At 70.3% G+C, this 24111-nt stretch carries 22 protein-coding genes and 2 tRNA genes; 13 read left to right on the top strand and 11 right to left on the bottom strand.

Annotation, left to right across the window (positions count from 1 at the left end):
* Window positions 1-257: 257 nt before the first annotated feature.
* From gyrB to QSK21_RS30950, 4 genes are all read left to right on the top strand, one after another.
* A complete protein-coding gene (gyrB, locus tag QSK21_RS30965; RefSeq protein ID WP_285701027.1) occupies window positions 258-2207 on the top strand; it encodes a DNA topoisomerase (ATP-hydrolyzing) subunit B in 1950 nt (649 codons plus the stop codon).
* A gap of 235 nt (window positions 2208-2442) precedes the next feature.
* Window positions 2443-4956, top strand: a complete 2514-nt coding sequence (gene gyrA, locus QSK21_RS30960) for a DNA gyrase subunit A (RefSeq protein ID WP_285701026.1) — start codon at window positions 2443-2445, stop codon at window positions 4954-4956.
* Window positions 4957-5013: 57 nt separating this feature from the next.
* Entirely contained in the window at window positions 5014-6162 is a 1149-nt protein-coding gene (locus QSK21_RS30955) for a DUF3566 domain-containing protein (RefSeq protein ID WP_285701025.1), read from the top strand.
* A gap of 90 nt (window positions 6163-6252) precedes the next feature.
* A tRNA-Ile gene (locus QSK21_RS30950) sits at window positions 6253-6326 on the top strand.
* Between the two features lie 776 nt (window positions 6327-7102).
* On the opposite strand, the gene QSK21_RS36240 is transcribed toward QSK21_RS30950, so the two are convergent.
* Window positions 7103-7588: an excalibur calcium-binding domain-containing protein gene (locus QSK21_RS36240; RefSeq protein ID WP_352231350.1), complete on the bottom strand. Its 486-nt coding sequence runs from the start codon at window positions 7586-7588 to the stop codon at window positions 7103-7105.
* A gap of 429 nt (window positions 7589-8017) precedes the next feature.
* Between QSK21_RS36240 and QSK21_RS30945 the strand changes: the two genes are divergently transcribed.
* Complete coding sequence (locus QSK21_RS30945; RefSeq protein ID WP_285701024.1) at window positions 8018-8815, top strand: DUF4253 domain-containing protein; 798 nt, start codon at window positions 8018-8020, stop codon at window positions 8813-8815.
* A 513-nt stretch (window positions 8816-9328) separates the two neighbouring features.
* Here the strand turns inward: QSK21_RS30945 and QSK21_RS30940 are convergent.
* On the bottom strand, window positions 9329-10096 hold the full coding sequence (locus tag QSK21_RS30940; protein WP_285701023.1) for a methyltransferase domain-containing protein: 768 nt from the start codon (window positions 10094-10096) through the stop codon (window positions 9329-9331).
* 211 nt (window positions 10097-10307) lie between these two features.
* Between QSK21_RS30940 and QSK21_RS30935 the strand changes: the two genes are divergently transcribed.
* From QSK21_RS30935 to QSK21_RS30925, 3 genes are read left to right on the top strand one after another with little or no spacing between them, the layout of a single operon-like run.
* Window positions 10308-10541: an RNA-dependent RNA polymerase family protein gene (locus QSK21_RS30935; protein ID WP_285701022.1), complete on the top strand. Its 234-nt coding sequence runs from the start codon at window positions 10308-10310 to the stop codon at window positions 10539-10541.
* A gap of 52 nt (window positions 10542-10593) precedes the next feature.
* On the top strand, window positions 10594-11400 hold the full coding sequence (locus tag QSK21_RS30930) for an AraC family transcriptional regulator (protein WP_285701021.1): 807 nt from the start codon (window positions 10594-10596) through the stop codon (window positions 11398-11400).
* Window positions 11401-11444: 44 nt separating this feature from the next.
* Complete coding sequence (locus QSK21_RS30925; RefSeq protein WP_285701020.1) at window positions 11445-12452, top strand: DMT family transporter; 1008 nt, start codon at window positions 11445-11447, stop codon at window positions 12450-12452.
* A 27-nt stretch (window positions 12453-12479) separates the two neighbouring features.
* Here QSK21_RS30925 and QSK21_RS30920 read toward each other — a convergent pair whose 3' ends face one another.
* From QSK21_RS30920 to QSK21_RS30905, 4 genes are all read right to left on the bottom strand, one after another.
* Entirely contained in the window at window positions 12480-14345 is a 1866-nt protein-coding gene (locus QSK21_RS30920) for a M64 family metallopeptidase (protein ID WP_285701019.1), read from the bottom strand.
* A 151-nt stretch (window positions 14346-14496) separates the two neighbouring features.
* Window positions 14497-15369 carry an aldo/keto reductase gene (locus QSK21_RS30915; protein ID WP_285701018.1) on the bottom strand — a complete coding sequence of 291 codons (873 nt, stop codon included), beginning with the start codon at window positions 15367-15369 and terminating at the stop codon, window positions 14497-14499.
* Between the two features lie 85 nt (window positions 15370-15454).
* Window positions 15455-16252, bottom strand: coding sequence for an SDR family NAD(P)-dependent oxidoreductase (locus QSK21_RS30910; protein WP_285701017.1), 798 nt, complete (start codon window positions 16250-16252; stop codon window positions 15455-15457).
* A gap of 99 nt (window positions 16253-16351) precedes the next feature.
* The gene (locus QSK21_RS30905) at window positions 16352-16564 is read right to left on the bottom strand and encodes a hypothetical protein (RefSeq protein WP_285701016.1); all 213 of its coding nucleotides are present in this window, start codon (window positions 16562-16564) and stop codon (window positions 16352-16354) included.
* Between the two features lie 234 nt (window positions 16565-16798).
* Between QSK21_RS30905 and QSK21_RS30900 the strand changes: the two genes are divergently transcribed.
* The 3 genes from QSK21_RS30900 to QSK21_RS30890 all read left to right on the top strand — a co-directional run bounded on the left by QSK21_RS30900 (window position 16799) and on the right by QSK21_RS30890 (window position 18132).
* Complete coding sequence (locus QSK21_RS30900; RefSeq protein WP_211245696.1) at window positions 16799-16918, top strand: DLW-39 family protein; 120 nt, start codon at window positions 16799-16801, stop codon at window positions 16916-16918.
* Window positions 16919-16988: 70 nt separating this feature from the next.
* Window positions 16989-17708 carry an HAD family hydrolase gene (locus tag QSK21_RS30895; protein ID WP_285701015.1) on the top strand — a complete coding sequence of 240 codons (720 nt, stop codon included), beginning with the start codon at window positions 16989-16991 and terminating at the stop codon, window positions 17706-17708.
* Between the two features lie 351 nt (window positions 17709-18059).
* Window positions 18060-18132 (top strand) — tRNA-Ala (locus tag QSK21_RS30890).
* Between the two features lie 97 nt (window positions 18133-18229).
* Here QSK21_RS30890 and QSK21_RS30885 read toward each other — a convergent pair.
* From QSK21_RS30885 to QSK21_RS30865, 5 genes are all read right to left on the bottom strand, one after another.
* Window positions 18230-18547, bottom strand: a complete 318-nt coding sequence (locus QSK21_RS30885) for a MazG nucleotide pyrophosphohydrolase domain-containing protein (protein ID WP_285701014.1) — start codon at window positions 18545-18547, stop codon at window positions 18230-18232.
* An 83-nt stretch (window positions 18548-18630) separates the two neighbouring features.
* Complete coding sequence (locus tag QSK21_RS30880; protein ID WP_285701013.1) at window positions 18631-19668, bottom strand: radical SAM protein; 1038 nt, start codon at window positions 19666-19668, stop codon at window positions 18631-18633.
* A 28-nt stretch (window positions 19669-19696) separates the two neighbouring features.
* Complete coding sequence (locus QSK21_RS30875; protein WP_285701012.1) at window positions 19697-20179, bottom strand: hypothetical protein; 483 nt, start codon at window positions 20177-20179, stop codon at window positions 19697-19699.
* A gap of 17 nt (window positions 20180-20196) precedes the next feature.
* Complete coding sequence (locus QSK21_RS30870) at window positions 20197-20799, bottom strand: dTMP kinase (RefSeq protein ID WP_285701011.1); 603 nt, start codon at window positions 20797-20799, stop codon at window positions 20197-20199.
* 612 nt (window positions 20800-21411) lie between these two features.
* A complete protein-coding gene (locus QSK21_RS30865) occupies window positions 21412-21804 on the bottom strand; it encodes a VOC family protein (RefSeq protein ID WP_285701010.1) in 393 nt (130 codons plus the stop codon).
* A 172-nt stretch (window positions 21805-21976) separates the two neighbouring features.
* Here QSK21_RS30865 and QSK21_RS30860 point away from each other — a divergent pair, with 172 nt between their 5' ends.
* Together QSK21_RS30860 and QSK21_RS30855 are read left to right on the top strand one after the other, a co-directional pair.
* The gene (locus QSK21_RS30860; RefSeq protein WP_285701009.1) at window positions 21977-22672 is read left to right on the top strand and encodes a carotenoid biosynthesis protein; all 696 of its coding nucleotides are present in this window, start codon (window positions 21977-21979) and stop codon (window positions 22670-22672) included.
* Window positions 22660-24111 carry a phytoene desaturase family protein gene (locus QSK21_RS30855; protein ID WP_285701008.1) on the top strand — a complete coding sequence of 484 codons (1452 nt, stop codon included), beginning with the start codon at window positions 22660-22662 and terminating at the stop codon, window positions 24109-24111. Before QSK21_RS30860 ends, QSK21_RS30855 begins: the two co-directional genes overlap by 13 nt.

Below are 24111 nucleotides of genomic sequence, written 5' to 3'. Positions count from 1 at the left end.
GAACCCCCCCGGGCCTATGGGGGGTCACATCTCCTCGCCCGTCCGGCCGCCACACGCGCACACAGCGCTCGTCAGTGCCACTTTTTGGGCTACGAGCCGGTAGAATGAAATCGGGTTCAGGATGCTGTGCCGCCATGGGTCGCCCGGGTCTCTGGCCGACTGTCCAGAGCGAGAGGGGCGCCCATACGTGTGTTACGGGGCACACCGCGCTCTCCGACGAGCGCGGGCGACGGGCATCCCCGGCAGGAGGATCTCCTTTGGCGTACGACGCTAGTTCGATCACTGTCCTTGAAGGTCTGGAGGCGGTCCGCAAACGCCCGGGCATGTACATCGGCTCGACCGGCGAGCGGGGACTGCACCACCTGGTATACGAGATCGTCGACAACTCCGTCGACGAGGCCCTGGCCGGGTATGCCGACGAGATCGTGGTGACGCTGCTGGCCGACGGCGGCGTCCGGGTGTACGACAACGGGCGCGGCATCCCCGTGGGCGAGCATCCGGTGGAGAAACGCCCCGCCATCGAGCTGGTGCTGACCACGCTGCACGCGGGCGGCAAGTTCGACGGCAAGTCCTACGCGGTGTCCGGCGGCCTGCACGGCGTCGGGTCGGCGGTGGTGAACGCGCTGTCGTCCCGGCTGGAGGCCGAGGTGCGGGTGGACGGCCACGTGTGGCGGCAGTCCTACACCTGGCGCGGCCCGGTGGCGCCGCTGGCCAAGGGCGAGCCGACGTCCGAGACCGGCACCACGATCACGTTCTGGCCGGACGGGACCATCTTCGAGACCCTTGAGTGGAACTTCGAGACCCTGTCCCGCCGCATGCAGGAGATGGCCTTCCTCAACCGCGGCCTGTCGATCTCCCTTGTGGACGAGCGTCCTGGGCACGGCGTGGGCGACGACGGCGAGCCGCGCACCGTCCGCTATCACTACGAGGGCGGCATCGAGGACTTCGTCCGCTACCTCAACAGCAAGCGCGACGCCGTGCACGACTCGGTGATCTACTTCGGCGACGACACCGAGGGCATGTCCGTCGAGATCGCCATGCAGTGGAACTCCTCGTACGCCGAGTCGGTGCACACCTTCGCCAACACGATCAACACGGCCGAGGGCGGCAGCCACGAGGAGGGCTTCCGGGCGGCGCTGACGACGATCGTCAACCGCTACGCCAGGGAGCAGCGGCTGCTGCGGGAGGGCAAGGACGACAACCTCACCGGTGAGGACGTCCGCGAGGGCCTGACCGCGATCATCTCGATCAAGCTGGCCGACCCCCAGTTCGAGGGGCAGACCAAGACCAAGCTCGGCAACACCGAGGCCAAGTCGTTCGTCCAGAAAGCCTGCAACGAGCATCTGCGCGACTGGTTCGAGCGCAACCCCGGCGAGGCCAAGGAGATCGTCAACAAGGCCACGCAGGCGGCGCGGGCCCGGATCGCGGCCCGGCAGGCGCGCGACCTGACCCGCCGCAAGAGCCTGCTGGAGTCGACCTCGCTGCCCGGCAAGCTGTCGGACTGCCAGTCCACCGACCCCTCGGTGTCCGAGCTCTACATCGTGGAGGGCGACTCGGCGGGCGGCTCGGCCAAGGGCGGGCGCAACCCGCACTTCCAGGCGATCCTGCCGATCCGCGGCAAGATCCTCAACGTGGAGAAGGCGCGGATCGACCGCATCCTCAAGAACAACGAGGTGCAGGCGATCATCACCGCGCTGGGCACCGGCGTGCACGACGAGTTCGACATCAACCGGCTCCGCTACCACAAGATCATCCTGATGTCGGACGCCGACGTGGACGGCCACCACATCAACACGCTGCTGCTGACCCTGCTGTTCCGGTTCATGAAGCCGCTGATCGAGGCCGGCCACGTGTACCTGTCCCAGCCCCCGCTCTACAAGATCAAGTGGGACGCGCGGGGCCAGGACGCCGACTACGCCTACTCCGACCGCGAACGCGACGCGATCATCGAGGCGGGCATCGAGGCGGGCAAGCGCGACCCGCGCCCCCGCGACCTGGTCCAGCGGTTCAAGGGTCTGGGCGAGATGAACGCCAGCGAGCTGTGGGACACCACCATGGACCCGGACAACCGGCTTCTGTTGCAGGTCACGCTGGACGACGCGGCCCAGGCCGACGAGCTGTTCAGCGTGCTCATGGGCGAAGAGGTGGAGCCGCGCCGCGAGTTCATCCAGCGCAACGCCAAGGACGTCCGATTCCTGGATATCTGAGGACCCGGCCATTGAAGCTCCCAGGCATCGAAGTCCTCAGCCGACCGAAGACGGCCGCGCCCTCCCGGGCACCCGAGCGCCTTCACCCGGGTGACGCGGCCGGCACGCCGGCCCGCACCCCGGCCGCCGTACCGGACGACGTACCGAACGGTGCCCCGGGCGGGCGGTACGGGCGGCGTCCCGGTCGGCACAGTCGGGCTTCCTTTGCTTCCACTACGAGAAAAGGTCTTTGAGAGTGACGGACGTGACCACAGAGAGCGGGGGCCCGCCAGAGCGCATCGAGCCCGTCGACATCCAGGTCGAGATGCAGCGCAGCTACCTCGACTACGCGATGTCGGTCATCGTCTCGCGCGCGCTGCCCGATGTGCGCGACGGGCTCAAGCCGGTGCATCGCCGCGTGATGTACGCGATGTACGACGGCGGCTACAGGCCCGACCGCGGCTACTTCAAGTGCGCCCGCGTCGTCGGCGACGTCATGGGGAACTACCACCCCCACGGTGACTCGCCCATCTACGACGCCCTGGTGCGCCTCGCCCAGCCTTGGGCGATGCGGTACCCGCTCATCGACGGCAACGGCAACTTCGGCTCGCGCGGCAACGACCCCGCCGCGGCCATGCGGTACACCGAGTGCCGCATGGCGCCCCTTGCGATGGAGCTGCTGCGCGACATCGACAAGGAGACCGTCGACCTCTCCCCCAACTACGACGGCCGTTCCCAGGAGCCGGACGTCCTCCCGTCCCGCTACCCGAACCTTCTGGTCAACGGGTCGGCGGGCATCGCGGTCGGGATGGCGACCAACATCCCGCCGCACAACCTGCGCGAGGTCGCCGAGGGCGTCCAGTGGTACCTGGAGAACTACGGCGTCAGCGATGAGGAGCTGCTGGAGGCCCTGATCCAGCGGATCAAGGGCCCCGACTTCCCCACCCACGGCCTGATCGTCGGCCGTAAGGGCATCGAGGACGCCTACCGCACCGGCCGCGGCTCGATCACCATGCGCGCGGTCGTCGAGGTCGAGGAGATCCAGGGCCGCACCTGCCTGGTCGTCACCGAGCTGCCGTACCAGGTCAACCCCGACAACCTCGCGCTGAAGATCGCGGAGGGGGTCAAGGAGGGCAAGCTCGACGGGATCGCCGACGTCCGGGACGAGACCTCGGGCCGCACCGGCCAGCGGCTGGTGATCGTGCTCAAGCGGGACGCCGTCGCCAAGGTCGTCCTGAACAACCTTTACAAGCACACCCAGCTCCAGGAGACGTTCGGCGCGAACATGCTCGCGCTGGTGGACGGGGTGCCGCGCACGCTGCGCCTCGACCAGTTCGTCCGGCACTGGGTGGCGCACCAGATCGACGTCATCGTCCGCCGCACCCGGTTCCTGCTGCGCAAGGCCGAGGAGCGCGCGCACATCCTGCGGGCCCTGCTCAAGGCGCTGGACCGGATCGACGAGGTGATCGCGCTGATCCGCCGGTCGCCGTCGGCGTCGGAGGCGCAGAGCGGCCTGATGCGGCTGCTGGAGATCGACGAGATCCAGGCCCAGGCCATCCTGGACATGCAGCTGCGCAAGCTGGCCGCCCTGGAGCGCCAGCAGATCACCGACGAGTACGACAAGCTGATGGCGGAGATCGCCGACTACAACGAGATCCTGGCCTCGCCCGAGCGGCAGCGCACGATCGTCGGCGAGGAGCTGGCCCCGATCGTCGAGAAGTACGGCGACGAGCGGCGCACCCAGATCGTCCCGTTCGACGGCGACGTGTCGTACGAGGACCTGATCGCCGAAGAGGACGTCGTCGTCACCATCACCCGCGGCGGCTACGCCAAGCGCACCAAGACCGACCTGTACCGCGCGCAGCGGCGCGGCGGGAAGGGCGTGCGCGGCGCGCAGCTCAAGCAGGACGACATCGTCGACCAGTTCTTCGTCACCACGACGCACCACTGGATCCTGTTCTTCACCAACAAGGGCCGGGTGTACCGGGCGAAGGCGTACGAGCTGCCCGAGGGCGGCAGGGACTCGCGCGGCCAGCACGTCGCCAACCTGCTGGCCTTCCAGCCGGACGAGCACATCGCCCAGGTCATGGACCTGCGTGACTACGACGTCGCCCCGTACCTGGTGCTGGCCACCAGGAAGGGCCGGGTCAAGAAGACCGCGCTGGGCGACTTCGACTCCCCGCGCACCGGCGGGATCATCGCGATCAACCTGGTCGGCGACGATGAGGTGATCGCGGCCCGGCTGGTGTCCCCCGAGGACAACCTGCTGCTGGTCTCCACCGGCGCCCAGGCCATCAGGTTCCGCGCCGACGACGAGTCGCTGCGCCCGATGGGACGGGCCACCAGCGGTGTGATCGGGATGCGGTTCGACGGCGACCACGACGTCCTCAACATGCTCGTCGCCCAGCCGGACGGCGGGGCCGACGTCCTGGTGGCCACCGAGGGCGGCTACGCCAAGCGCACCCCGATCGATCAGTACCCTGTCCAGGGACGCGGGGGCAAGGGCGTGCTGACCGCTAAGATCGTGCAGACCCGCGGCCAGCTGGTCGGGGCGCTGATGGTGGGCCCGGACGACGAGGTGTTCGCGATGACCTCCAACGGCGGCGTCATCCGCACCACCGCCGCGGAGATCAAGCAGTCCGGCCGGCAGACCATGGGCGTCCGCCTGATGAACCTCGCCGAGGGAGACAGCGTGGTCGCCATCGCGAGGAACGTAGAGTCCATGGAGGAAGCGGACGCCGAGGTGCCCGGGGGGAGCGAGGGTGACTGACCACCCTGAGCACGTCCCCGGGCCGCCTGGCGGCCATCCCTCAGGCCAGGAGGACACGTGAGCACCCAGCCCGGCAAGGACGAGGCCCGGTCTCCCGCCGGCCGCACCGGTCAGGCGCCCGCCTCCGCCTCCGAACCGGCCCCGGGCTCCCAGCCCGGCCCGGCCACCGGGCCGGACCTGCCCACCGTGGCCGGCTCGTCCTCCGGTCCCGGGCCGGGCGGGACGGCCGGCACGTCCGCCGCCACATCCGAACGGGACGGGACGACCGTGGAGATCTCCGAGGCCGACGAGACCAAGGCCGACCTGCCCAAGATCGACGCCAACGCCGACAAGCCGGTGGTCTCGTCCGCGGCGGCGCCGATGCCGTCGGCCGCTTCGAGCACCGGATCCGCGTCCGGCATCCCGCCGGTCAAGGACACGCCCTCGGCGCCGTCGTCCGATCCGTCCGCCGGGCGGCAGAGCTGGACGCCGCCGTCCCCGCTCGCCTCGTCGGCGTCCACCGACGGCGCCGGGGCGAAGGGCGCACCCACGCAGCCTCGGCCCGACGCTCACAGTTCGGGACCGGGTGGTTACGGTTCCGGCAACTCGGGGCCGGGCATACAGGGTGCCATGAACGCCACCCCGGCCGGACCTGATCCCGCAGGTGGGAACCACGGCAATCCCGGCGCCCAGACAGGTCAGGCCCCGGGCACGGCCGCGCCCCAGCAGGCCTCGTCCGGCCCCGGCGGCGGCCAGTCCCGGTTCGGGAAGGGCGGGTTCTCGGGCACCCTTCTGAAGAACAGGACGGCCAAGCCCGCGTCCACCGCCACGCCCACCGGCGGTGGCAAGACCGCGCGCAAGGCACAGCTCCAACTCGCCCGGCTGGAGCCCTGGTCGGTCATGAAGTTCAGCTTCGTGATGTCGCTGGTCTGCTTCGTCGTGCTGCTCGTCGCCGTGATCGTCCTGTACGTGATCCTGTCCTGGCTGGGCGTGTTCTCGGCGATCACCGACACGGTGTCCGAACTGACCCGCCGCCAGGGCGAGACCACCGGCGGCCTCGACGCCGGAAGCTGGTTCTCCTTCGCCCGCGTCTTCGGCTACACGGTGCTGGTCGGCGCCCTCAACGTCCTGCTCATCACCGCCCTGTCCACGGTCGCGTCCGTCATCTACAACCTCGCCGCGGACCTGGTCGGAGGCGTCGAAGTCACCCTCAAGGAGGCCGAATGACCGGCCCCGTCCCCTTACCGACAATCGATTTCCGGTTGCCCCTCCCGATGGGGTAACCTCTCGTTGCGCCGCGAGACATCCGCGGCATCCGGGCCTGTAGCTCAGTCGGTTAGAGCGCATCGCTGATAACGATGAGGTCGGAGGTTCAAGTCCTCCCAGGCCCACCCGGATCAGACTCTTTCCGAGGTCGAGATCGCAGAAGTGCCATCCCCTTTCTGTGGGAATTTCATGGGCGATCGTCCCTGGCCTTCTCTGTCACCCGTGGCCGGGACCTTGGCGGCACGTCCAAAGACTTCTTTCAGCTTGCTGTCAGCGCGTCGAGGAGTTCCTGACACATCGCCGCAGCACGTGCGAATAGACACCGCCGCTGCGGGTGTGGCCGAGCTGCTCACGTCCACCAGGCGTCCGTACGGTTGATGAACGGCTGGTAGGTGCGTACGGACACGTCATCCTCGGAAGTGTTGGATCGGGGACTCCGCCTGACCGACTGGACGGCGACGTGTGCGGATGAGGCCCGGTGACCGGGCGCGTTACGCGCTCATCGAGGTCCCCGAGAAGTTGCACCGGTAGGGGCTTCGCCCCGGCGCCTCCGGCGCCCTGGGCACGCCCCTCTTGGGGTGGTTGCGGGACTGGTTGATTGGTCTGTGGGTTGGATCGTGAAGGTGCTCCCGTTTTTCGTTCGGGAGGGGCGGCAGGTGGGTTATTCGCAGACCGTGCCGGCGACGTGTGCGGATGAGGCCCGGTGACCAGGCGCGTCACGCGCTCATCAAGCTCCCTGAGGAGTTGGACCGGTGGGGGCTCCGTCCCGGCTCCCCTCGGCCCCCCGGCGCCTCCGGCCCCCCGGGCACGCCCCATGGGGTGGTTGCGGGACTGGTTGATTGGCCTGTGGGTTGGATCGTGAAGGTGCTCCCGTTTTCGTTGGGGAGGGACGGCAGGTGGGTTATTCGCAGACCGTGCCGTCGCGGTCCCGGTCCTGGTACCACGCGTACTCGGGGTCGACGCCTTGGCGGTAGGGGCCCAGGCCCGCTCGCTTTGCGGCGGCGCAGGTGGGGTAGCGCGGGTCGAGCGCGGGTTTCGGCTTGGGGGCGCGTTTGGGTGTCCGGCGGGTTGTTGGGCGTTTGGTCTGCCTGGTCGGGGACGGGCTGGCTGTGCGTGCGGGTGCCGGTTGGCCGGAGGTCTCGGTCGGCGACGGGCTCGATGGCGGCGCCGTCGAGGAGGGCGAGGGAGGGGCCGAGCTTGAGGCGGCGGCTTCGGTGCCCGCGGTCGTCGGGGTGGACGCTAACCCGAAGCCGGTGATGCAGCCGCCCAGGCAGCCCAGCAGCAGGCATCCGGTGGCGATGGCCGCGACGGCTGGGCGGGAGACGCCCGGGTCACGGCGGTAGGGGCGAGGGCCGGGCGGCGGTGGTGCGGGGGGTGGTCCGTACATGGTGTCGATCCCGTCGTGAGAGGGCGGTCCGGCGGGGGGCCTGCCCTCTGGAGCGGGTGACGTTCGTGTGACGCTTGATGCCGGCGCGGCGGATTACACGTGGCGTGATGCGGCCAGTACGGGCCGCGGGGGTGCGAGGATTCCACTGAGGCTGGGGACAAGGTTGCGGATAGAAGGTGGACACCGCGCATCAAGTTCTCAGTGGAATGTGGAGACGCGTTATCCACAGGCTGTGGATCGGAATCCGCGCCGCGCCCCTTTGTGCAGGTCAGCCCGCTAGACCTGGGGTGAGCTGCGAAGACGGTGCCGGGGACGGATCGGTGGACGAAGCGTCGGGCGGGTTGTCCACCGTTGGGGATCGGCTTCATCCACAGGCGGTGTGGGCCGGATGCGCGGCGAGTGTCGGAGGGGAGCGCTAGATTGCGCGTCATGCCGATCGAGTCTCCTTTCTCCCGCTTGCCCGACGATCTTCCGGAGGGCGCGCCGGTGGAACCCGACCCCGCTTACCTCGATGAGGAGGAGTGGTCGGGTCGGGATTTCCTGTGGGTCTCGAACGAGCCCGCCGGTGACGCGGCCGTTCACTGGATGCGGTTGTTCGAGCGCCGCGAGGAGACGGGGTTGTACCCGTTGCTGCTGAACACGCTGCACGGTGAGCCGGGTCGGCCGTGGCACGAGGGCGAGCTGTGGCCGACACCGGTGGGGACGATCGACGTCCTGACCGCGAACGGGGTGCTGCGGCGGTTCTGGGACGCGGTCGCGCCCGAGCCTGAGGACGACGGGACCGATGACCTCCTCAGCGGGCCGTGGCCTGGGCTCGCGGCGGCCGGTGAGGGCGGAGAGGACCCGGACGTCGTGGCGCGGCGGCTCGCCGAGTCGTTGTCGATCGGCCGGGACTGGTTGCTCGGCCTGGTGCCGGCGGCCCGGGGCGCCGACACGCTGACCATCGTCGGATGGGGCGGTCCCGGCAACCACACCAACCACACTCAGGAGATCTCGGCGGTGGTCCGGTCCTGGGAGGAGCGCTTCGGCGCCCGGGTGGTGGCGGTCGGGTTCGACGAGCTGAGCCTGTCGGTGGCGGCGCCTCCGGTGACGCTCGACCACGCGCTCCGGGTCGCGGCCGAGCACCTGGCGTTCTGCCCGGACAACATCTGGCAGGGTGTCGGCTCACTTGAGGATTACGCGGAGGGCCTGGTCGGCGCCGACCACTGGTCGTTCTGGTGGGATTGACGGCGAGCCTGTCCACAGGTTGTGGACAGGCGGGTGTGGTCCCATCTCCCGGCGGCTGTGGGTGCTTGATCGGTTGCACGGTGTTGATGTAGTTGGGGATGGACGGTGGGTGACGGCGATCCACCGTTCCCGGGCGTTGTGGAGCGCGGTTGTCCACAGGGTGTGAACGAGCTGCGGCCACGCCTCGACAACACCGTGTCTCTGCTGGTCAGCGTTTTATCCACGGCGTGGATAACGGTGCACGCCGGGTGAGGGAGAACTGTGGACGACTGTGGAGCCCGGTACCCACACGGTGTGGGTTTTGGTTATCCACAGGGTGTGGACGGCAAGGTTGTGAGGGGGCTGGGAGCGGGGGCGCCCCGTGAGGGCACGGGACGCCCTGCCGGAGGGCCGATGCGACTGCCTCGCTGGGGATTTCGCTGTGGAGGCGTCCCCCGAACCGCCGTTCCGACGGGGCCTGGAAGGTGTGCGTCGCGTTACCCCCAGCCTGTGGATGAAGCGGATCCCCGGTCGTCAGGGACGGGTCCCCGCGGCCATGAAGAACGGGACGGCGACGAAGAGCCGGTCGTTCCCGGCCCGGAGGCGCTGTTCGTCGAGCCACCTGTCGGCCTCCGCCTCCGTGACGGCCTCGGCGTCCGTGACGGCCTCCGCCTGCCGGCACGCCCCCACCGTGTCGGACACCAGCAGCATCGCCAGCTCACCGGTGAACACCGCCGTGTGCGCCTCGACCGTCACCTCCCGGAAACCGGCGTCGAGGAGCAGGCGGCGTTGCGCACGGGCCGCGCGCGGGTTCCGGACCTGTGCGGCACGGGCCTGTACGACGCGGCGCGTCAGCTCCGGGCTGTCCGAGTCGATCACGGTGGCCTCCCAGTCCTGGCCGAGCACGACGGCTCGCCCACCGGGGGCCAGGACGCGGTACGCCTCGGCGATCCCCTGGGCGGGGTCGGGAAGGGTGTGCAGCACCTTGTCGGCCCGGTAGCCCGCCAGCTCCCCGTCCTTGAAGGGGAGCTCGCAGGCGTCCCCGACACGGACATCGATCTCCGGCCAGCGGCGGGCGGCCACTTCGATCATCTGCTCGTTGTGGTCGACGCCGATCGCGCGCACGCCTCGTTCGGACAGCTCGGCGACGGCGCGTCCGGCGCCGCAGCCCACATCCGCCACGGGGCCGCCGGGGCCGTCGGCGGGAAGGAGGAGATCGTACGATCGGGCTCGCAGCGCGGTGGCGTCGGGCCTGCCGTCGAACGCGTCGAGCATGCGGATCAGAACATCTGTTGCGGTCATGAGGGCATGCTGCGACTTCAAGTCGGCTTGAAGTCAACCCGTGCCGCGACGGTACGGTGAGGACACGCCACGCCGGGAGGTCCTGTGTTCCGACCGTCCGCCGGGCATACCGTAGGAGCCCGTGACCGAGGCGTTCCCGTCCGCCCGGGGAGCCGGGGAACCGCCGGCCGTTGCGAACACCAGTTCGAACAGGTGCTAGGGTCCTGGTCACATGGGGCACCTTCTCAACGAGCCGATCAGGGCCGAACACGATCCGGCGGGGCGGCTCACCGCGTACGAATGGCGGGGAGCGCGTTACGCCGTGGACGAGGTACTGAAGACCTATGGATCATCCCCGGAGGCGCTCGTCTACCGGGTCAGGATCAACGGGGACGACGGGGTGGCGATAGCGGAGCTCAGCCGTGACGCCGATCGCTGGCGGATCCGGCACGTCTTCCCCGCCTGACCGAGCGGTCTGGACCCGGATCGGTGACGTCGGGGGCGTCCACCTGGATCTGATGACCGCGCGGATCGGCCGCCGGCACTACGCGCCGCACGCGCACGAGGAGTACGCGATCGGCGTGTGCACCGACGGGCTCGAAACGATCCGCTACCGGGGCGAATACCACCACTCGGGGCCAGGGAGCGTGGTCGTCCTGGAACCCGGCGAACCGCACACCGGTGGGCCCGCGGACGAACGCGGGTTCGCCTACCGCGTGCTGTATCCCGTTCCGGAGCTGCTGGAGGACGCGCTGCCGTCCCGCGGGGAGGGCGCGTTACCGCACTTCCGGGACGGGATCATCGACGACGGCCGGCTCGCGCGGCGGCTGTGGACGGCGCATCGCGTCCTGAGCCGTCCGGACGGGGACCCGCTCGCGGGCGAGACGATGCTGCTCTCCGTGCTGGACGCGTTGGTGCGGCGGCATGCCGAACGGCCGTCCCGTCCGCACCGTGCGGCGATGCGCGGGAGCGGAAGCGAGGCCGCGTGGATCGCCCGTACGGTGTCGTCCCGGCTGGCGGACGAGCTGGTCGCGCCACCGGCGCTGGGCGAGCTGGCCGCCGAGATGGGGGTGTCGCGGTACCGGGTCGTGCGCGGCTTCAGCGAGGTGATGGGGATGCCGCCGTACGCCTGGCTGGCGCAGCACCGGGTGACCCGTGCCCGTTCCCTTCTGGACGCGGGTCTCCGCCCGGCGGAGGTGGCGACGCTCGTCGGGTTCGCCGACCAGGCGCACCTCACGCGGTGGTTCCGGCGCGTCATCGGTGTCACGCCCGGCCAGTACCGCAACAGCGTTCAAGACGGCGCGCGGCCCGGCCCGCGAGACTGACCCCCGTGCCGAGGCGGGCGGCCTGGGCGTGAGAGGAGGACGGCGTGAGTCGGCGCGGCTGGGTGCTGTTCGCCCTGATGAGCGTGTTATGGGGCATCCCCTATCTGATGATCAAGGTGGCGGTGGAGGCCGGCATCTCGGTGCCCATGGTGGTGTTCGCGCGCACCGCGCTGGGCGCCGTCCTGCTGTTACCGCCGGCCTTCTGGGGCGGGAGGGGACGCGGTACGCCGGCGGCGCTGCGACGGCACTGGCGGACGATCCTCGTGTTCGCCACCTTGGAGATCATCGGTCCGTGGGCGCTGCTGTCGGACGCCGAACGGCACCTGTCCAGCTCGATGACCGGGCTGCTGATCGCGGCCGTGCCGATCGTCGGTGTCGTCCTGGCGCGGGCGGCCGCCACCTGGAACGGAAGGCGGCGCGACGGATCGGGTCGGGACGAGGCGGGCGCGGAGGTGGAGAGGCTCGGGGCCGGACGGTGGGCCGGGTTGCTGCTCGGCCTCGCCGGGGTCGCGGTGCTGGCCTGGCCGCATCTCGGCGGGAACGCCCGGTCGATCGGCGAGATCATGCTGGTGGTGCTCGGCTACTCGATCGCCCCGACGATCCTGGCGCGGCGGCTCGGGGACGTGCCGAGCCTGCCGCTGACCGCCGCCTGCCTGACCCTGGCCGCGCTGATCTACGTCGGCCCGGCCGCCGCGACCTGGCCGGAGGCCGTTCCGGACGGAACGGTGCTGGCCGCGCTGGCCGGGCTCGGCGTGGTGTGCACCGCGCTCGCGTTCGTGATCTTCTTCGAGCTGATCCGTGAGGTCGGGACGTCCCGGGCGATGGTGTTCACCTACATCAATCCCGCGGTCGCGGTGCTGGCCGGTGTCCTGTTCCTGGACGAGCCGCTCACGGGCGGGATCGTGGGCGCGTTCGTCCTGATCCTGGGCGGTTGCGTGCTGGCGACCTCCCGCCGCGCCCAGGACCCGCCCGGCGGGACCGGCCGCCCGGACGAGCCCGGGCCGGATGTCCCGGCGGACACCCTGGGGCGTGGAACCCCGGCGATCCAGTGACGGGCCGTTCGCCGGGCAGGTGCCGGATCATCGCAGCGTGGCGATGAACTTTTCGGCCCGGCCGATGTTGCCGGCGGCGTCGATGGCGCGGTACTCGATGGTGTGGCGGCCCTTGCCGATGCCGCCGTACGAGAGGTGGTCGATGACCGTCCCGTTCTCGGTGAAGAGGAACGGCGCCGAGGAGTCGGTGGGCCAGCCGAAGTAGTTGTACCAGCCGTCCCCGTCCACCCTGAACTCGCCGACCACCGTGCCGGGACGGTCGTCGGCCGTGGTCAGGCGCATGGTGAACGAGCCGTCGAAGACGTACTCCGGTGGCCTTCCGGGACGCCGCCGGGTCTCGGACGGCCGCGACACGGCATAGGTCGCGGTGGGCCGCTGGGCGTCGATCGTCCATTCGCGGGTCTTGTCGCCCACGCGGGCGGTGACGCGGTGCGTGCCGGAGGAGAGGCGCAGGCGTCCCAGGTCCAGGTCGCGGTCGTTGCCGGAAACGCGCACCGGACGCCCGTCGACCTCCCAGCGCACCCGCGGGATCTTCCGGACGGGATGCGTGGTCTCCGCGTACACGACCTCCTCGGCGCCCACCGTCCGGTTCGTCGGGGTCGTGTCGCCGAAGCCGACCGGGACGTCCGCGGGCGGGGTGGTGACGGTGGTGTCGACCGTCCAGGTCCGGGTGCGGGTGAGTGCGGCGGAGCCGCGGATCGCGGGGTCGCGGACGAACGCGGTCGGGTCGGTGACCGTGGCCGTGACCGTGTGCCGCGTGCCCGGCTTGAGGCGCAGGGACGCGAGGTCGAGGTTCCGGGCGTCCCGCGCCCGCCGGATGTCCTTGCCGTCGAGCTGCCAGCGGACCGACAGCGCGTGACCGCTGGGGTGCATCGTCTCCAGCCACAGCACCCGGTCGTCCCCGACGGGCGCGGTGGTCGGGGTGTGGTCCTGGATGAGGTCGACCTTGGCCGAGATGCGTTGCGTCATGCGTTCGCGGGCCGGCTGGTCGAAGTAGTACCCCAGTGACTTCATGATGGAGTGCCGGCTGGGCCGCCAGACGCCCTTGGTGAAGTAGAGCCCGCCTTCGTACCGTCCGATGCGGCCGCCCGCTTCGCTGGGCTCGCCCAGCCAGCGCCACCACTTCTTCCGCTGCTCCCGCATCTCGCGTTCGGTCAGCAGGGTGTGGTGGATGGACTCGGGTTCGCCGCCTTCGTAGGTGCCGCCGGGGACGCCCCGCTGGTAGTAGTCGTACTCGTCGTCGAGGCCGCCGAGGGAGTGGCCGAGTTCGTGCGGGGTGATGAGGGCCGACAGCGCGTTGCCGCCGGACGCGGTCGCGTACGTGCCGCCCGCGCCGCCGTAGGTGTCGCTGTTGGCGAGCGCGAGGATCTGCCGGTTGCCGTCGGACGTGCCGGACACCAGGTCGGCGTACGTCCTGGCGGCGCCCGCGTCCATGGTGAGCAGGCGCTGCGGGCCCGCCTCGCGGCAGCCGCCCCAGAACGCCATCTTCAGCGGGGTCGCGCGGCGCGGGGACGACAGGTCCGGATCGCAGCTCACACCCGACTCGTCCGAGACGATCTCGACGGCGTACACGTTGACATAGCTGCGGTACGTCTTGAACGGCTCGATCGTCCACAGGTCGTTGAGGTGCCTGTCGACATGGGCGCGGAACTTCGGCAGGTCGGCGGCGGTGTATCCGTCCCCCAGGATCACCAGGTTGAAGCGTTTGGCCGGATCGCCGGTGACCTGGACGGGGACCACGGTGGCGCTTTCGGCGGTCGTCGCCCGGGCCGGGCCTGCCCACGCGCCGGTCGCGGTCAGCGTCGCCAGCGGCAGCGCCAGCGTCGCGGTGAGCACGACTGTCGTCCGGGGACGTCCCTGGCCGCGGCGGGCTCTCACCATGTACGTGACCATGCACGGGCCTCCCTCGTAGGGGCGCGCCCGTTGGACGGGGTCGGTCCGCCGGCACGGCGCGCCGGCTCAGCCCTCTTGATCAAGAGGACTGAGCCGGATTATCGCGAACGGAACGCCGGATGTCGCCACCCGTCCGCGAATCGGCGCGCCCTCAGCCGGAGAGCTTCTCGAACTCGGCCACCTCCTCCGGGGAGAGGGAGATGGCCGCGGCGGCGACGTTGTCCTCGAGATGGGCGACCTTGGACGTGCCGGGGATCGGCAACATCACCGGCGAGCGGTGCAGCAGCCAGGCCAGTGCCGCCTGCGCCGGGGTGGCGCCATGGCGGGACGCGACGTCGGCCACGACCGAGCCCGGCTTGGCCAGCTCGCCGGTCGCCAGCGGGAACCACGGGATGAACGCGATGTCCTCCGCCTCGCAGTACTCCAGGACGTCCTGCGACTTGCGTTCCGTCAGGTTGTAGAGGTTCTGGACGGACGCGATGGGGGCGTGCTCGCGGGCCGCCTTGATCTCGTCCACCGTGACCTCGGACAACCCGATATGCCGGATCTTCCCCTCGTCCTGGAGGGCGCGGAGCTCACCGAGCTGATCCGCCGGCGGCACCTTCGGATCGATGCGGTGGAGCTGGTAGAGGTCGATGCGTTCCAGCTTCAGGCGCCGCAGGCTCATCTCCACGCACTGCCGCAGGTATTCGGGGCGTCCCACCGGCACCCACTTGCCCGGCGCCGTCCTGACGAACCCGCCCTTCGTGGCGATCACCAGCTCGTCCGGGTACGGGTGCAGCGCCTCGGCGATCAGGTCCTCGCTGACGTACGGGCCGTAGGAGTCGGCCGTGTCGATCAGGTCGATGCCCAGCTCGACCGCGCGCTTGAGCACCCGGATCGCCTCGTCGCGGTCCGCGGGCTCGCCCCACACGCCCGGCCCGGTGATCCGCATCGCCCCGAACCCGAGCCGGTGCACCGGCAGGTCGCCGCCGATGCGGTACACGCCGCTGCGCTGGGCGGGACGTTCGCCGGTCTCAGTCATCCCCTACCTCCAGTGTCAACACGCACACCCCTCCCATTTGATCACCATGGGGGGCAGTACCCGGACGCCGGGGCGGTGGAGAAGGTCAGCGCTTGTGACGCTGGCGGGCGGCGAGGTCCCGTACGACCCTGTCACCGCCGGCGCGTCGCTGGAAGGCGGCCGCCATGGCCGGTGCGGCACCGGCGATGAGCGCGCCCACGCGCAGCGCCAGGGGCGCGACGTCGACCTCGGCGATGTTCTTCTCGACGGCCCGCACCGTCGCGCGCGCCACGTCCCGTGGCGAACGGGTGCCGACGCCGCGCGGAAGGGTCACCTCGGCCTCGGCGAACATGCCCGCGTCCCGGATGAAGCCGGGGAAGACGGTGGACACGCCGACGTTGTGCTCGCGCATATCCTCACGCATCGCCAGCGCGAAACCGCGCATGCCGAACTTGGTCGCGTTGTAGAGCGCGGCGCGTCCCGACGCGGCCTTGCCGGAGAGGGAGGAGATGAAGACGAGGTGCCCTCGGCGGCGGGCGGTCATCCGTTCAGCGGCGGCCTTGGCCATCACGATGGGCGCGCGGAGGTTGACGTCCAGGGCCCGGTCGATCTCCGCGACGGAATAGTCGGCGAGCAGCCCGGACGCGGGCAGCGCCGCGTTCGCCACCAGGACGTCGATGTCGCCCGCCTCCTCCACGAGCCGCAGGGGCGCCTCCCGGTCGGTGAGGTCGGCGGTCAGCGTCGTCGCCCGCGCGCCGATCCCGTCCGCGAGCTCCTTCAGCACGTCGGCGCGCCGGCCCGTGAGCACCACGTCCGCGCCGCGCGCCGCGAACGCCGTCGCCAGCGCCTGGCCGATGCCGCCGGTCGCACCCGTGACCAGAACCCTGGCGCCGCGAAGTTCCATGCCGGTGATGATGGCACGGCAATCGCCCGAGATGTCGGGATCGTTCGACGCCCGGCGGTCGCCGTCCTGTGACCGGAAGCGGCCGGGACGCTCGGCGGCTCAGAGCCCGGCGCGCCAGAGAAGCAGCACGATCGACGCGATGATCAGCCCCGCGGTACCGAGCGGCACCTGACCGAGGATGATCAGAGTGGCGCAGCCGGCCGCGGTCAGGGCGGCCACGAGCACCAGCGCCTTGACGCCCGTGCCGGTCTCGACCGGCGGATCCTCCAGCTCCCGTTCCCAGAGCCGGAAGTCGTCCTCTGCGCCGCCCATGGTCCGGATTATGCGACCGGCCCGGACGCGACGGGAGTCGGCACGCGGGCCACATGATCAGTACCGTGAACGTCATCGATGTCCCGGGTCCGCGCGTGTGGACGATCGCCCAATGACTCGGACACGGTGCGGGTGGCCCCGCACGGGTTGCTAGGCTGCGGAGAGCCTGGGGGCACCGTCGCGGAAAGCGCGCCCGGGCATGACTGGACAGTCGAGGTTGAAGGGGATCCCACCGTGAAGAAGCTGCTCGTTCTCGCTGTCGTCGCGCTCGGTGGCTTCGTCGTGTGGCGCCGGCTCCAGCAGGACCGTGCCGAGCTCGACCTGTGGACCGAGGCCACGTCCACCGACAGCTGACACGGCGCCCGCCATGACCCGTCGGCGCGCCCGGCCGCGGACGGGATGACGGCTTCGAGGGAGGCCCGGCGTGAACGGTGCGGAGCGGATTACGATCGCCTGCCTCGATCTCGCCGGCACCACGCTCGTCGATGGGGACGCCGTCGAGACGGCGTTCGCCGAGGCGATCGCGACCGTCGGCGTCGTCCCCGGGACGGGCGCGCACGCGCGCGCGATGTCCCGGGTCCGCGAGAGCCGTGGCCGCCAGAAGATCGACATCTTCCGGGCGCTGTTCGACGGGGACGAGGCGCGCGCGCAGGCCGCGAACCTGTCCTTTGAACGCTCCTACGACCTGGTCGTCGATCGCCGTGGCCTGACCCCCGTGCCCGGGGCCGAGTCCGCGCTCGAACGGCTGGGCCGCGCCGGCGTCCGCATCTGCCTGACGACCGGTTTCAGCCGCCGCACCCTCGGCCGGATCCTGGACGCCCTCGACTGGTGGACCAGGGTCGACCTGGCGCTGTCCCCCGAAGACGGCATCGGCGCCGGCCGCGGCCGCCCGTACCCCGACCTGATCCTCACCGCGGCGCTCCGGCTGGGCGCCGACGACGTCCGGCACATCGCCGTGTGCGGCGACACCGAGAACGACATCCTGTCCGGCCGCCGCGCCGGCGCCTCGATCGTCGCGGGCGTCCTGACCGGAGCGCACGACCAGGACCGGCTCCGCAGCGCGGGCGCCACCCACGTCCTGGGCAGCGTGAAGGAGTTCCCCGACCTCTTCCTCCCCCTCCCAACCACCGCCAATTCGCCGTAGCCCATGCCGCATGCACCGCCCCGCCGACGCACCCTTTTGCTGCGATAACCCCTAGGGGCCATCCGGGGCGGTCCTGACCGTGCTGTGGACGAGACTGGCGCCCGCCTCGTCGCGGAGCCACGCGGCGAACCGCTGACGTCTCCGTACGTCTCGACGGTTTTTTCGGAGACGTCGCGGGCCTCCAGGGCGAGGCGCCAGAACTTTCATGCGGCCATGAGCGACAGGCCCAGCGTGATGGGCTCGGCGGGCGTGTGCTCTATGTCCGGCGGCCCGCTCGGGAAATCCTGTGCTGTACGATCGATGCCGGTTGCGACCGGTCGGCGTAACCGCAGGTAGGACAACTGAACACGAGGGGCCATAGCTCAGTTGGTAGAGCACTGGCTTTGCAAGCCAGGTGTCCGGGGTTCGAATCCCCGTGGCTCCACGCGGCATTCAGAACGCCCGGCCTGCATTCACCTGCGGGTCCGCCGCGGCCGTCACCGAACGCGGCGACCAGCGGAGATCGTGGCGAGGGCGTCCAGCTATCGCCAGTGGCGGGTGTTGTTGCGTTCTTCCTTGCGGCGCAACGCCTCTTCCAGGTCGACGTCGTACCGGTTGACGACCGCGATGAGCATGAGCAGCACGTCGGCCGCTTCCGCACCCAGGTCGGCGATCCGGCCGGCAGGGTCGACCGGTTGGCCGGATAGTGCGCCGACCGCCCGGCTGAGCTCGCCCGCTTCCTCGAAGAGCTTGAGGCATTGATCAACGGCCGACCGGTCCTGGAAGCCGCGTTCGACCTCGAGCTTGCGAACGTAGTCCTGGATCGTGCGCAGTGAGGCGTTTTCGGGCAACGGCTGCATGCGTCCACCCCGTTGAGGTCGATGAGGCTGACGAGGCGGACGTTAACAGCCGATCATGATGTGCCGCCGGGTTCCTTGAGGTTTCAGTCGACCACCATCAGAGTGCGCTCCAGGTACTTGTCCAGGTGCTCCTTCTTGTACGGGTACGCCTCCCACAGTTGCTGGGCCGTCTGCTCGTGGAGGTTCCCAAACGGGACGATGCATTCGGGTTGCTGCCAGACCGGGGAGGCGACGGCGCGTCCGTCGGGCTCGATGAGGATCGCGTGTCCGGCGCCAATCTTCATCCAGTCGGCGATGGTGATGCGCGGCAGCCACCCGCACGCCTGGCGCTCGGCCGTCAGGAACGCCTCCAGTTCCTCCAGTTCTTCGCCGGTGGTGAAGTCTTCGAACAGGTTACGGCTGTACCCCTTGGGGATCGTGGTGAGGATCTTGACCTTCTTCGCGCCGAAGATGTCGCCGGTCTGGCAGATGTAGTGAATCTGTCGCTTGTTACGGCCGAGATACACACAGATCACGGATAGCGGGATGTCCTCTTCGGCGATACGCCGTAGCCCGCGGATCACCATGTCGTAGTTTCCGCGGATCCTGTCGTGCTGGGCGCGCGGCCCGTCCACGGTGATGTCGACATAGTCGACCAGTTCCCGCAGCCGCGCGGCCCCGTCCCGGGTGATCATGGATGCGTTGGTGGACAGCACGACCTGGCCGAACTTGTCCTGGCAGTACTCCAAGACCTGCCAGAAGTGCTTGTAGCGCATGGGCTCGCCGCCGGACAGGATGATCCGGCGCATGCCCGAGAGCTTGTCGAGCATCGCGAGCAGTTCCTCGAGGGAGCGCGTGCCGATGCCGGGCGGTTCGCTGCAGTAGGCGCAGCTGAAGTTGCAGTCGCGGGTCAGCTGGAAGGTCAGCGACAGCGGCCGGTCCATTTGCTCGATCAGCACGCTGGTCTTCTCACCGCCCGGGGCGGTGAAGCACTGTGCGCCCTCGTCGAACACCAGTTGCGGCAGGGCGCCGGGTGGGGCGACGTAAGCGCTGCGCCGGTGGCTGGTGGAGCGGGGGAGCCGGCGGGTTCTCGGGATGCCGCCGGTCGGGTGGGCGACCGGGTTGGTGGACGGTTGCGTCATGGCGCTGGCCCTTCTGGGTTGGGGAGTTTTAGGTCACGAGGACCTCGCTGAGCCTCGGGCAGGAGGCGAGCGCCTGGGCGGCTAGGTCATCGGCCGGGCCGGTGAGCGGCAGGTCGTACTCGCGAGTGAGGAGCGCGATCGCGACTGTCGCCTTGTGGTGGCCGATGCCGGGGAAGGCGGTCAGCCTGCGCAGGAGCGTGGCCGCTGGCGGGCAGTCGTCCCACACCTTGGCTGCCTGACCGTCGTATAGGGCGATCAAGCGCTCGCACATGGCGATGACGTGGGCGGCCATCGCCACAGCGAACGGATGGACGGCTGGCCGCTGCTGCATCACTGCGGCGAGTGAGTCCGGGGCGGTGGCCGCAAGTTGGTGAACGTCCAGGCCACCGAGCCGTTCGCCGAGGCGGACCGGTGCCCGCCAAGCGGTCTCGGCACGCACCTGCTGGTTGAAGAGCACGCCGAGCATGAACTGCAGGTCGCCTCGCGGCGCGGCGAGATCCGGCAGCTCCACGGCGGCTGGAGCGGAGTTCACTGACCGCTCCCGGCGTACTGGGCGATGAGCCATTCGACGAGCTGATGGTGTTGGGTCATCGTGGAATTATCGACGAACCGGCTCGGGACGCCTTGGCTTTCCATGAGTTTTGAGTAATGCCGGTAGGCGAGCGATTCGGCTGCCGGGTCGTTGCTTTGTAACCGAGTCGTGCCGGGGCGACGGGATCGACGGCGGCGCAGCTCCTCCGTGGGCACTTCCAGGACCAGGTTGAGCGTGGGGGTCGGGAAGGCGCGGTTCAGCCTGGCGATGACCTCTGGAGCCACCCCGTCCGGAACGTGGAATACGTATGAGGACAGGATGTACCGGTCGCAGATCACAGCACGCCCGGCCTTGAGAGCTGGAGCGATCACTTCGGCGACGTGTCGTGCCCGATCCGACGCGATCGCCTCCGCGAGCGCTTGGCCCTGAAGCTCCTGTTCCCGGCGTAGATCGAACGCCGGGGTCGGTTCCTTGGTGAGAACAAGCCGGGGAGGGTGGGGTAGGCGGGCGGCTACGGCGGTGAGCAGCAGGGATTTCCCGGCTGCTTTCGGCCCTTCGAGGGCGATGAGTTTCCCGCTTGATTCGGGCAAAGCCGCCATGAGGAACCTCCGAGAGAGAGGTCTCACAAAGGAGGTCGAAATCCTGAACGGTATCCCCAGACAGCCACGAACGCATGTGTCTGGCGCGGCAGAAATGGGTGTACTGCGGGTCGACACCGGCCTACTGTGGCCGCTTCCGGTGGCCGTCACCTGGGCCTCGCTCTGGCGCGGCGGACCGGCTGCGCGAGCTCGCCGGGCTGATCGGCCTCCACCAGATGCGCGTCGGCGAGCGCCCACCAGTGCCGGTGAACGTGCCGTACCAGGCCATGACGTTGAGCTGGTTACGGAATGTGCGCATGGTTTCGGCACGGCGGCGTGCTTCGGCGCTTGTGGCGGGGTCAGTGATTGTGTCCGTTGGGCGGTTCAGGGTGGCCGGCCTTCCGGGGGCGTTTCTGGCAGTGGATGGAGCCGGGGATGGTGATACCGCGCACCATGTGGTTGGTCTGGTGGGCGGCGGACACGCCGATCTCGCAGCGGGTCTTATATGTGGCCCGCGGTCGCGCCGGTGTCTTCGGCGGCGGATCGGGCAAGCCGTACCGCTAGCTCAGCCGGGCGAGGATGGGCTCGTACTGGTAGGCGCGACTTTGGCTCATGCCGAGTGCGCGGCTGGCGTCAGGCGGGGCCGAGTAGATCCCATCGGTTACCGGCGATGTCCAGGAACACGGCGACGCGGCCGTACTCTTCCGTGCGGGGCGAGGTGACGAATTCGACCCCGGCGGCCGTCATGCGTTCATAGGCGGCGTCGAAGTCGTCCACTTGAAGAAAGAACCCGACGCGGCCCGCGACCTGGTTTCCGACGGCGCCGGCCTGGCGTTCACCGTCCGCCCGCGCGAGCAGGACGCCGGTCTCCGCCCCTGGCGGCCGGACGACGACCCATCGTTTCGGACGGCCGTCGTTGGTCAGGGACGGCGAGTCCTCGACCAGCTCGAACCCGAGCGCCCCGACGAAGAACCCGATCGCCTCGTCGTAGTCGTCCACCACGATCGTGACAAGCCCCATCCGCATCGCCTGACGGTAACCGACCGGAGCACGCCGGAAGGGGTGCATCCGTGACGACGGCTTGGTGCGAAGGCCGTGTATGGGGCAGGTGCGGGGGCGGTGGGCCGCTCGGCGTTCGAACGGCGTTGGGCGTCGGGTAGGGGCCTGGGCGCTTGCCGGGGCCGGTTTTCTGGGCGCGATGGTGGTGGCGCAGGTCCTGTCGGGGCTGCGGCCTGAGCCGATCCGGTTGACGAGCGTCGTCGTGGTGCTGCTGGCGGCGAGCGCCGTGACGTTCGCCGCGGGACGGGACGGGGCCGGCCGCGCGGCCGGAGCCTTCTGTGCCGCGGTGGGCATCGGGTATGCGGCCGAATGGATCGGTGTCCGTACGGGTGTCCCGTTCGGGACGTACTCCTATACACCGGTGTTGCAGCCTCAGCCGGGTGGCGTGCCGGTGATCGTGGCGTTGGCGTGGGGCGGCATGGGGCTGGCCGCGCACGCCGTCGCCACCGCGATCGTCCCGGAGGGCGGGCCGAGGCGGTGGGCTGCGGGAGCGTCGGCGTTGACGGCATGGGATCTGTTCCTGGATCCGCAGATGCTCCGGCTGGGCCTGTGGACGTGGGCGGACGGCGGGCCGTACCGAGGCGTCCCGATCAGCAACTTCGCGGGATGGCTGGCGGTGTCGCTGCTGGTCATGGCGGCGATCGACATGATCGTGGGGCGGGTGGAGAGGACCCCTTCCGGGGGGCTCGTCGCGATCTACGGGGTGATGGCGGTGATGGAGGCGGTGGCGTTCTCGGCGGTGTTCGAGCCGCCGGACCGGGTGGTGGCCGCGTTCGGCGGGACGGCCATGGGGGCGTTCGCCGTCCTGGCGTGGAGGCGCCGATGGCCGAGGTGATCGTCGTCGGTGGCGGCGGCGGTGGGATGGTCGCCGCGCTGCTGCTGGCACGGCGCGGCCACCGGGTCCGACTGTACGAACGGCTGGGCCGTCTCGGCGGGAAGCTCGCCGAGCGCCGACGTGACGGGTTCACCTTTTCGCTGGGGCCGTCGCTGCTGACCCTCCCGGAGATCTTCCGGGAGCTGGGCGTCGCACGCGCGCTGGTGGAGTTGGAGGAGCTGTGCCGCTACCGCTTCGCCGACGGGTCCGAGCTGCGCGCCTACAGCGATCCGGATCGGATGGCGGTGGAGGTCGAGCGGCTGGCCCCTGGTGAGGGGGCGGCCTGGCGCGCCTTCTACCGGTGGGCGGTGAGCTGCCTGGAGGCGTCCCGGCGGACGTTCTTCACCGCCCCGAGGGGCCACCGGCCCGAGCAGGCGCGGATCGGTGACCTCCTCGCGATCGCGCCGGGCCGGACGCTGGACGGTCTGGCGCGCCGGTTCTTCCGTGACCCGAGGCTGCGGCAGTACGTCGGCCGGTACGCCACCTACGCGGGGTCGAGCCCGTATCGGGCACCGGCCGCGCTCGGCTGCATCCCGGCGATCGAGCATGGCGACGGTGGCTGGTACGTGCCGGGCGGCCTCCCCCGGCTCGCCGACGACCTGACCCGCCTGCTGGCCGAGGCCGGGGTCGACGTCCACACCGGCCGCGAGGTGGTGGAGGTGATCGCCGACCGGTCGGCGGTGTCGGGCGTGGTGCTGGCGTCCGGGGAACGGGTGAGCGCGGACGCCGTGGTGGTGAACGCCGACGCCGCCGCCCTGTACGGCGGGCTGCTGCCGGATCGGCGCAGGATGCGCCGGATCGCCAGGCTGGGCCCGTCCACGTCGGCGTTCCTGCTGCTCGCGGGTGTGGAGGGACGCACGGAGGGGCTGCCGCACCATTCCATCGCCTTCTCGGCCGACTACCGGAGGGAGTTCCGCGACATCTTCGAGCGCGGGGTGCCGCCGGAGGACCCGACGATCTCCATCGGCTGCTCGGCGGTGGACGACCCGTCCCAGGCACCGGCCGGGGCGGAGAACTGGGTGCTGCTGGTGAACGTCCCGGCCGGTGATCCGGGCCGCTGGCCGATCCCTCCGGACGCCTACCGCGATCTGGTGCTGGAACGGCTGGCGCGCCACGGGCACGACCTGTCGGGGCGGCTGCGGTTCGTGGAGTCGTTCACCCCCGCCGACCTGCGCGACCGGTACGGCGCGTGGGGCGGGGCGGTCTACGGGACGGCCTACCGGGGCGTGCTCGCGCCGTTCCGCAGGCCGGGCAACCGGGGGCCGCGCCGCGGGCTGTACCTGGTGGGAGGGTCGGCGCATCCGGGCGGCGGCCTGCCGCTGGTCGCGATGGGCGGCCGGATCGTCGCCTCGCTCGTCGAGCGGGACTTCCCGGCGCGGACGGGCGTGCGGTCCCTATGA

Origin of the sequence: Actinomadura sp. NBRC 104412 (assembly GCF_030269515.1) — a bacterium.
GTDB lineage: Bacteria > Actinomycetota > Actinomycetes > Streptosporangiales > Streptosporangiaceae > Spirillospora.
This window is presented reverse-complemented; position numbering and strand designations above follow the sequence as displayed.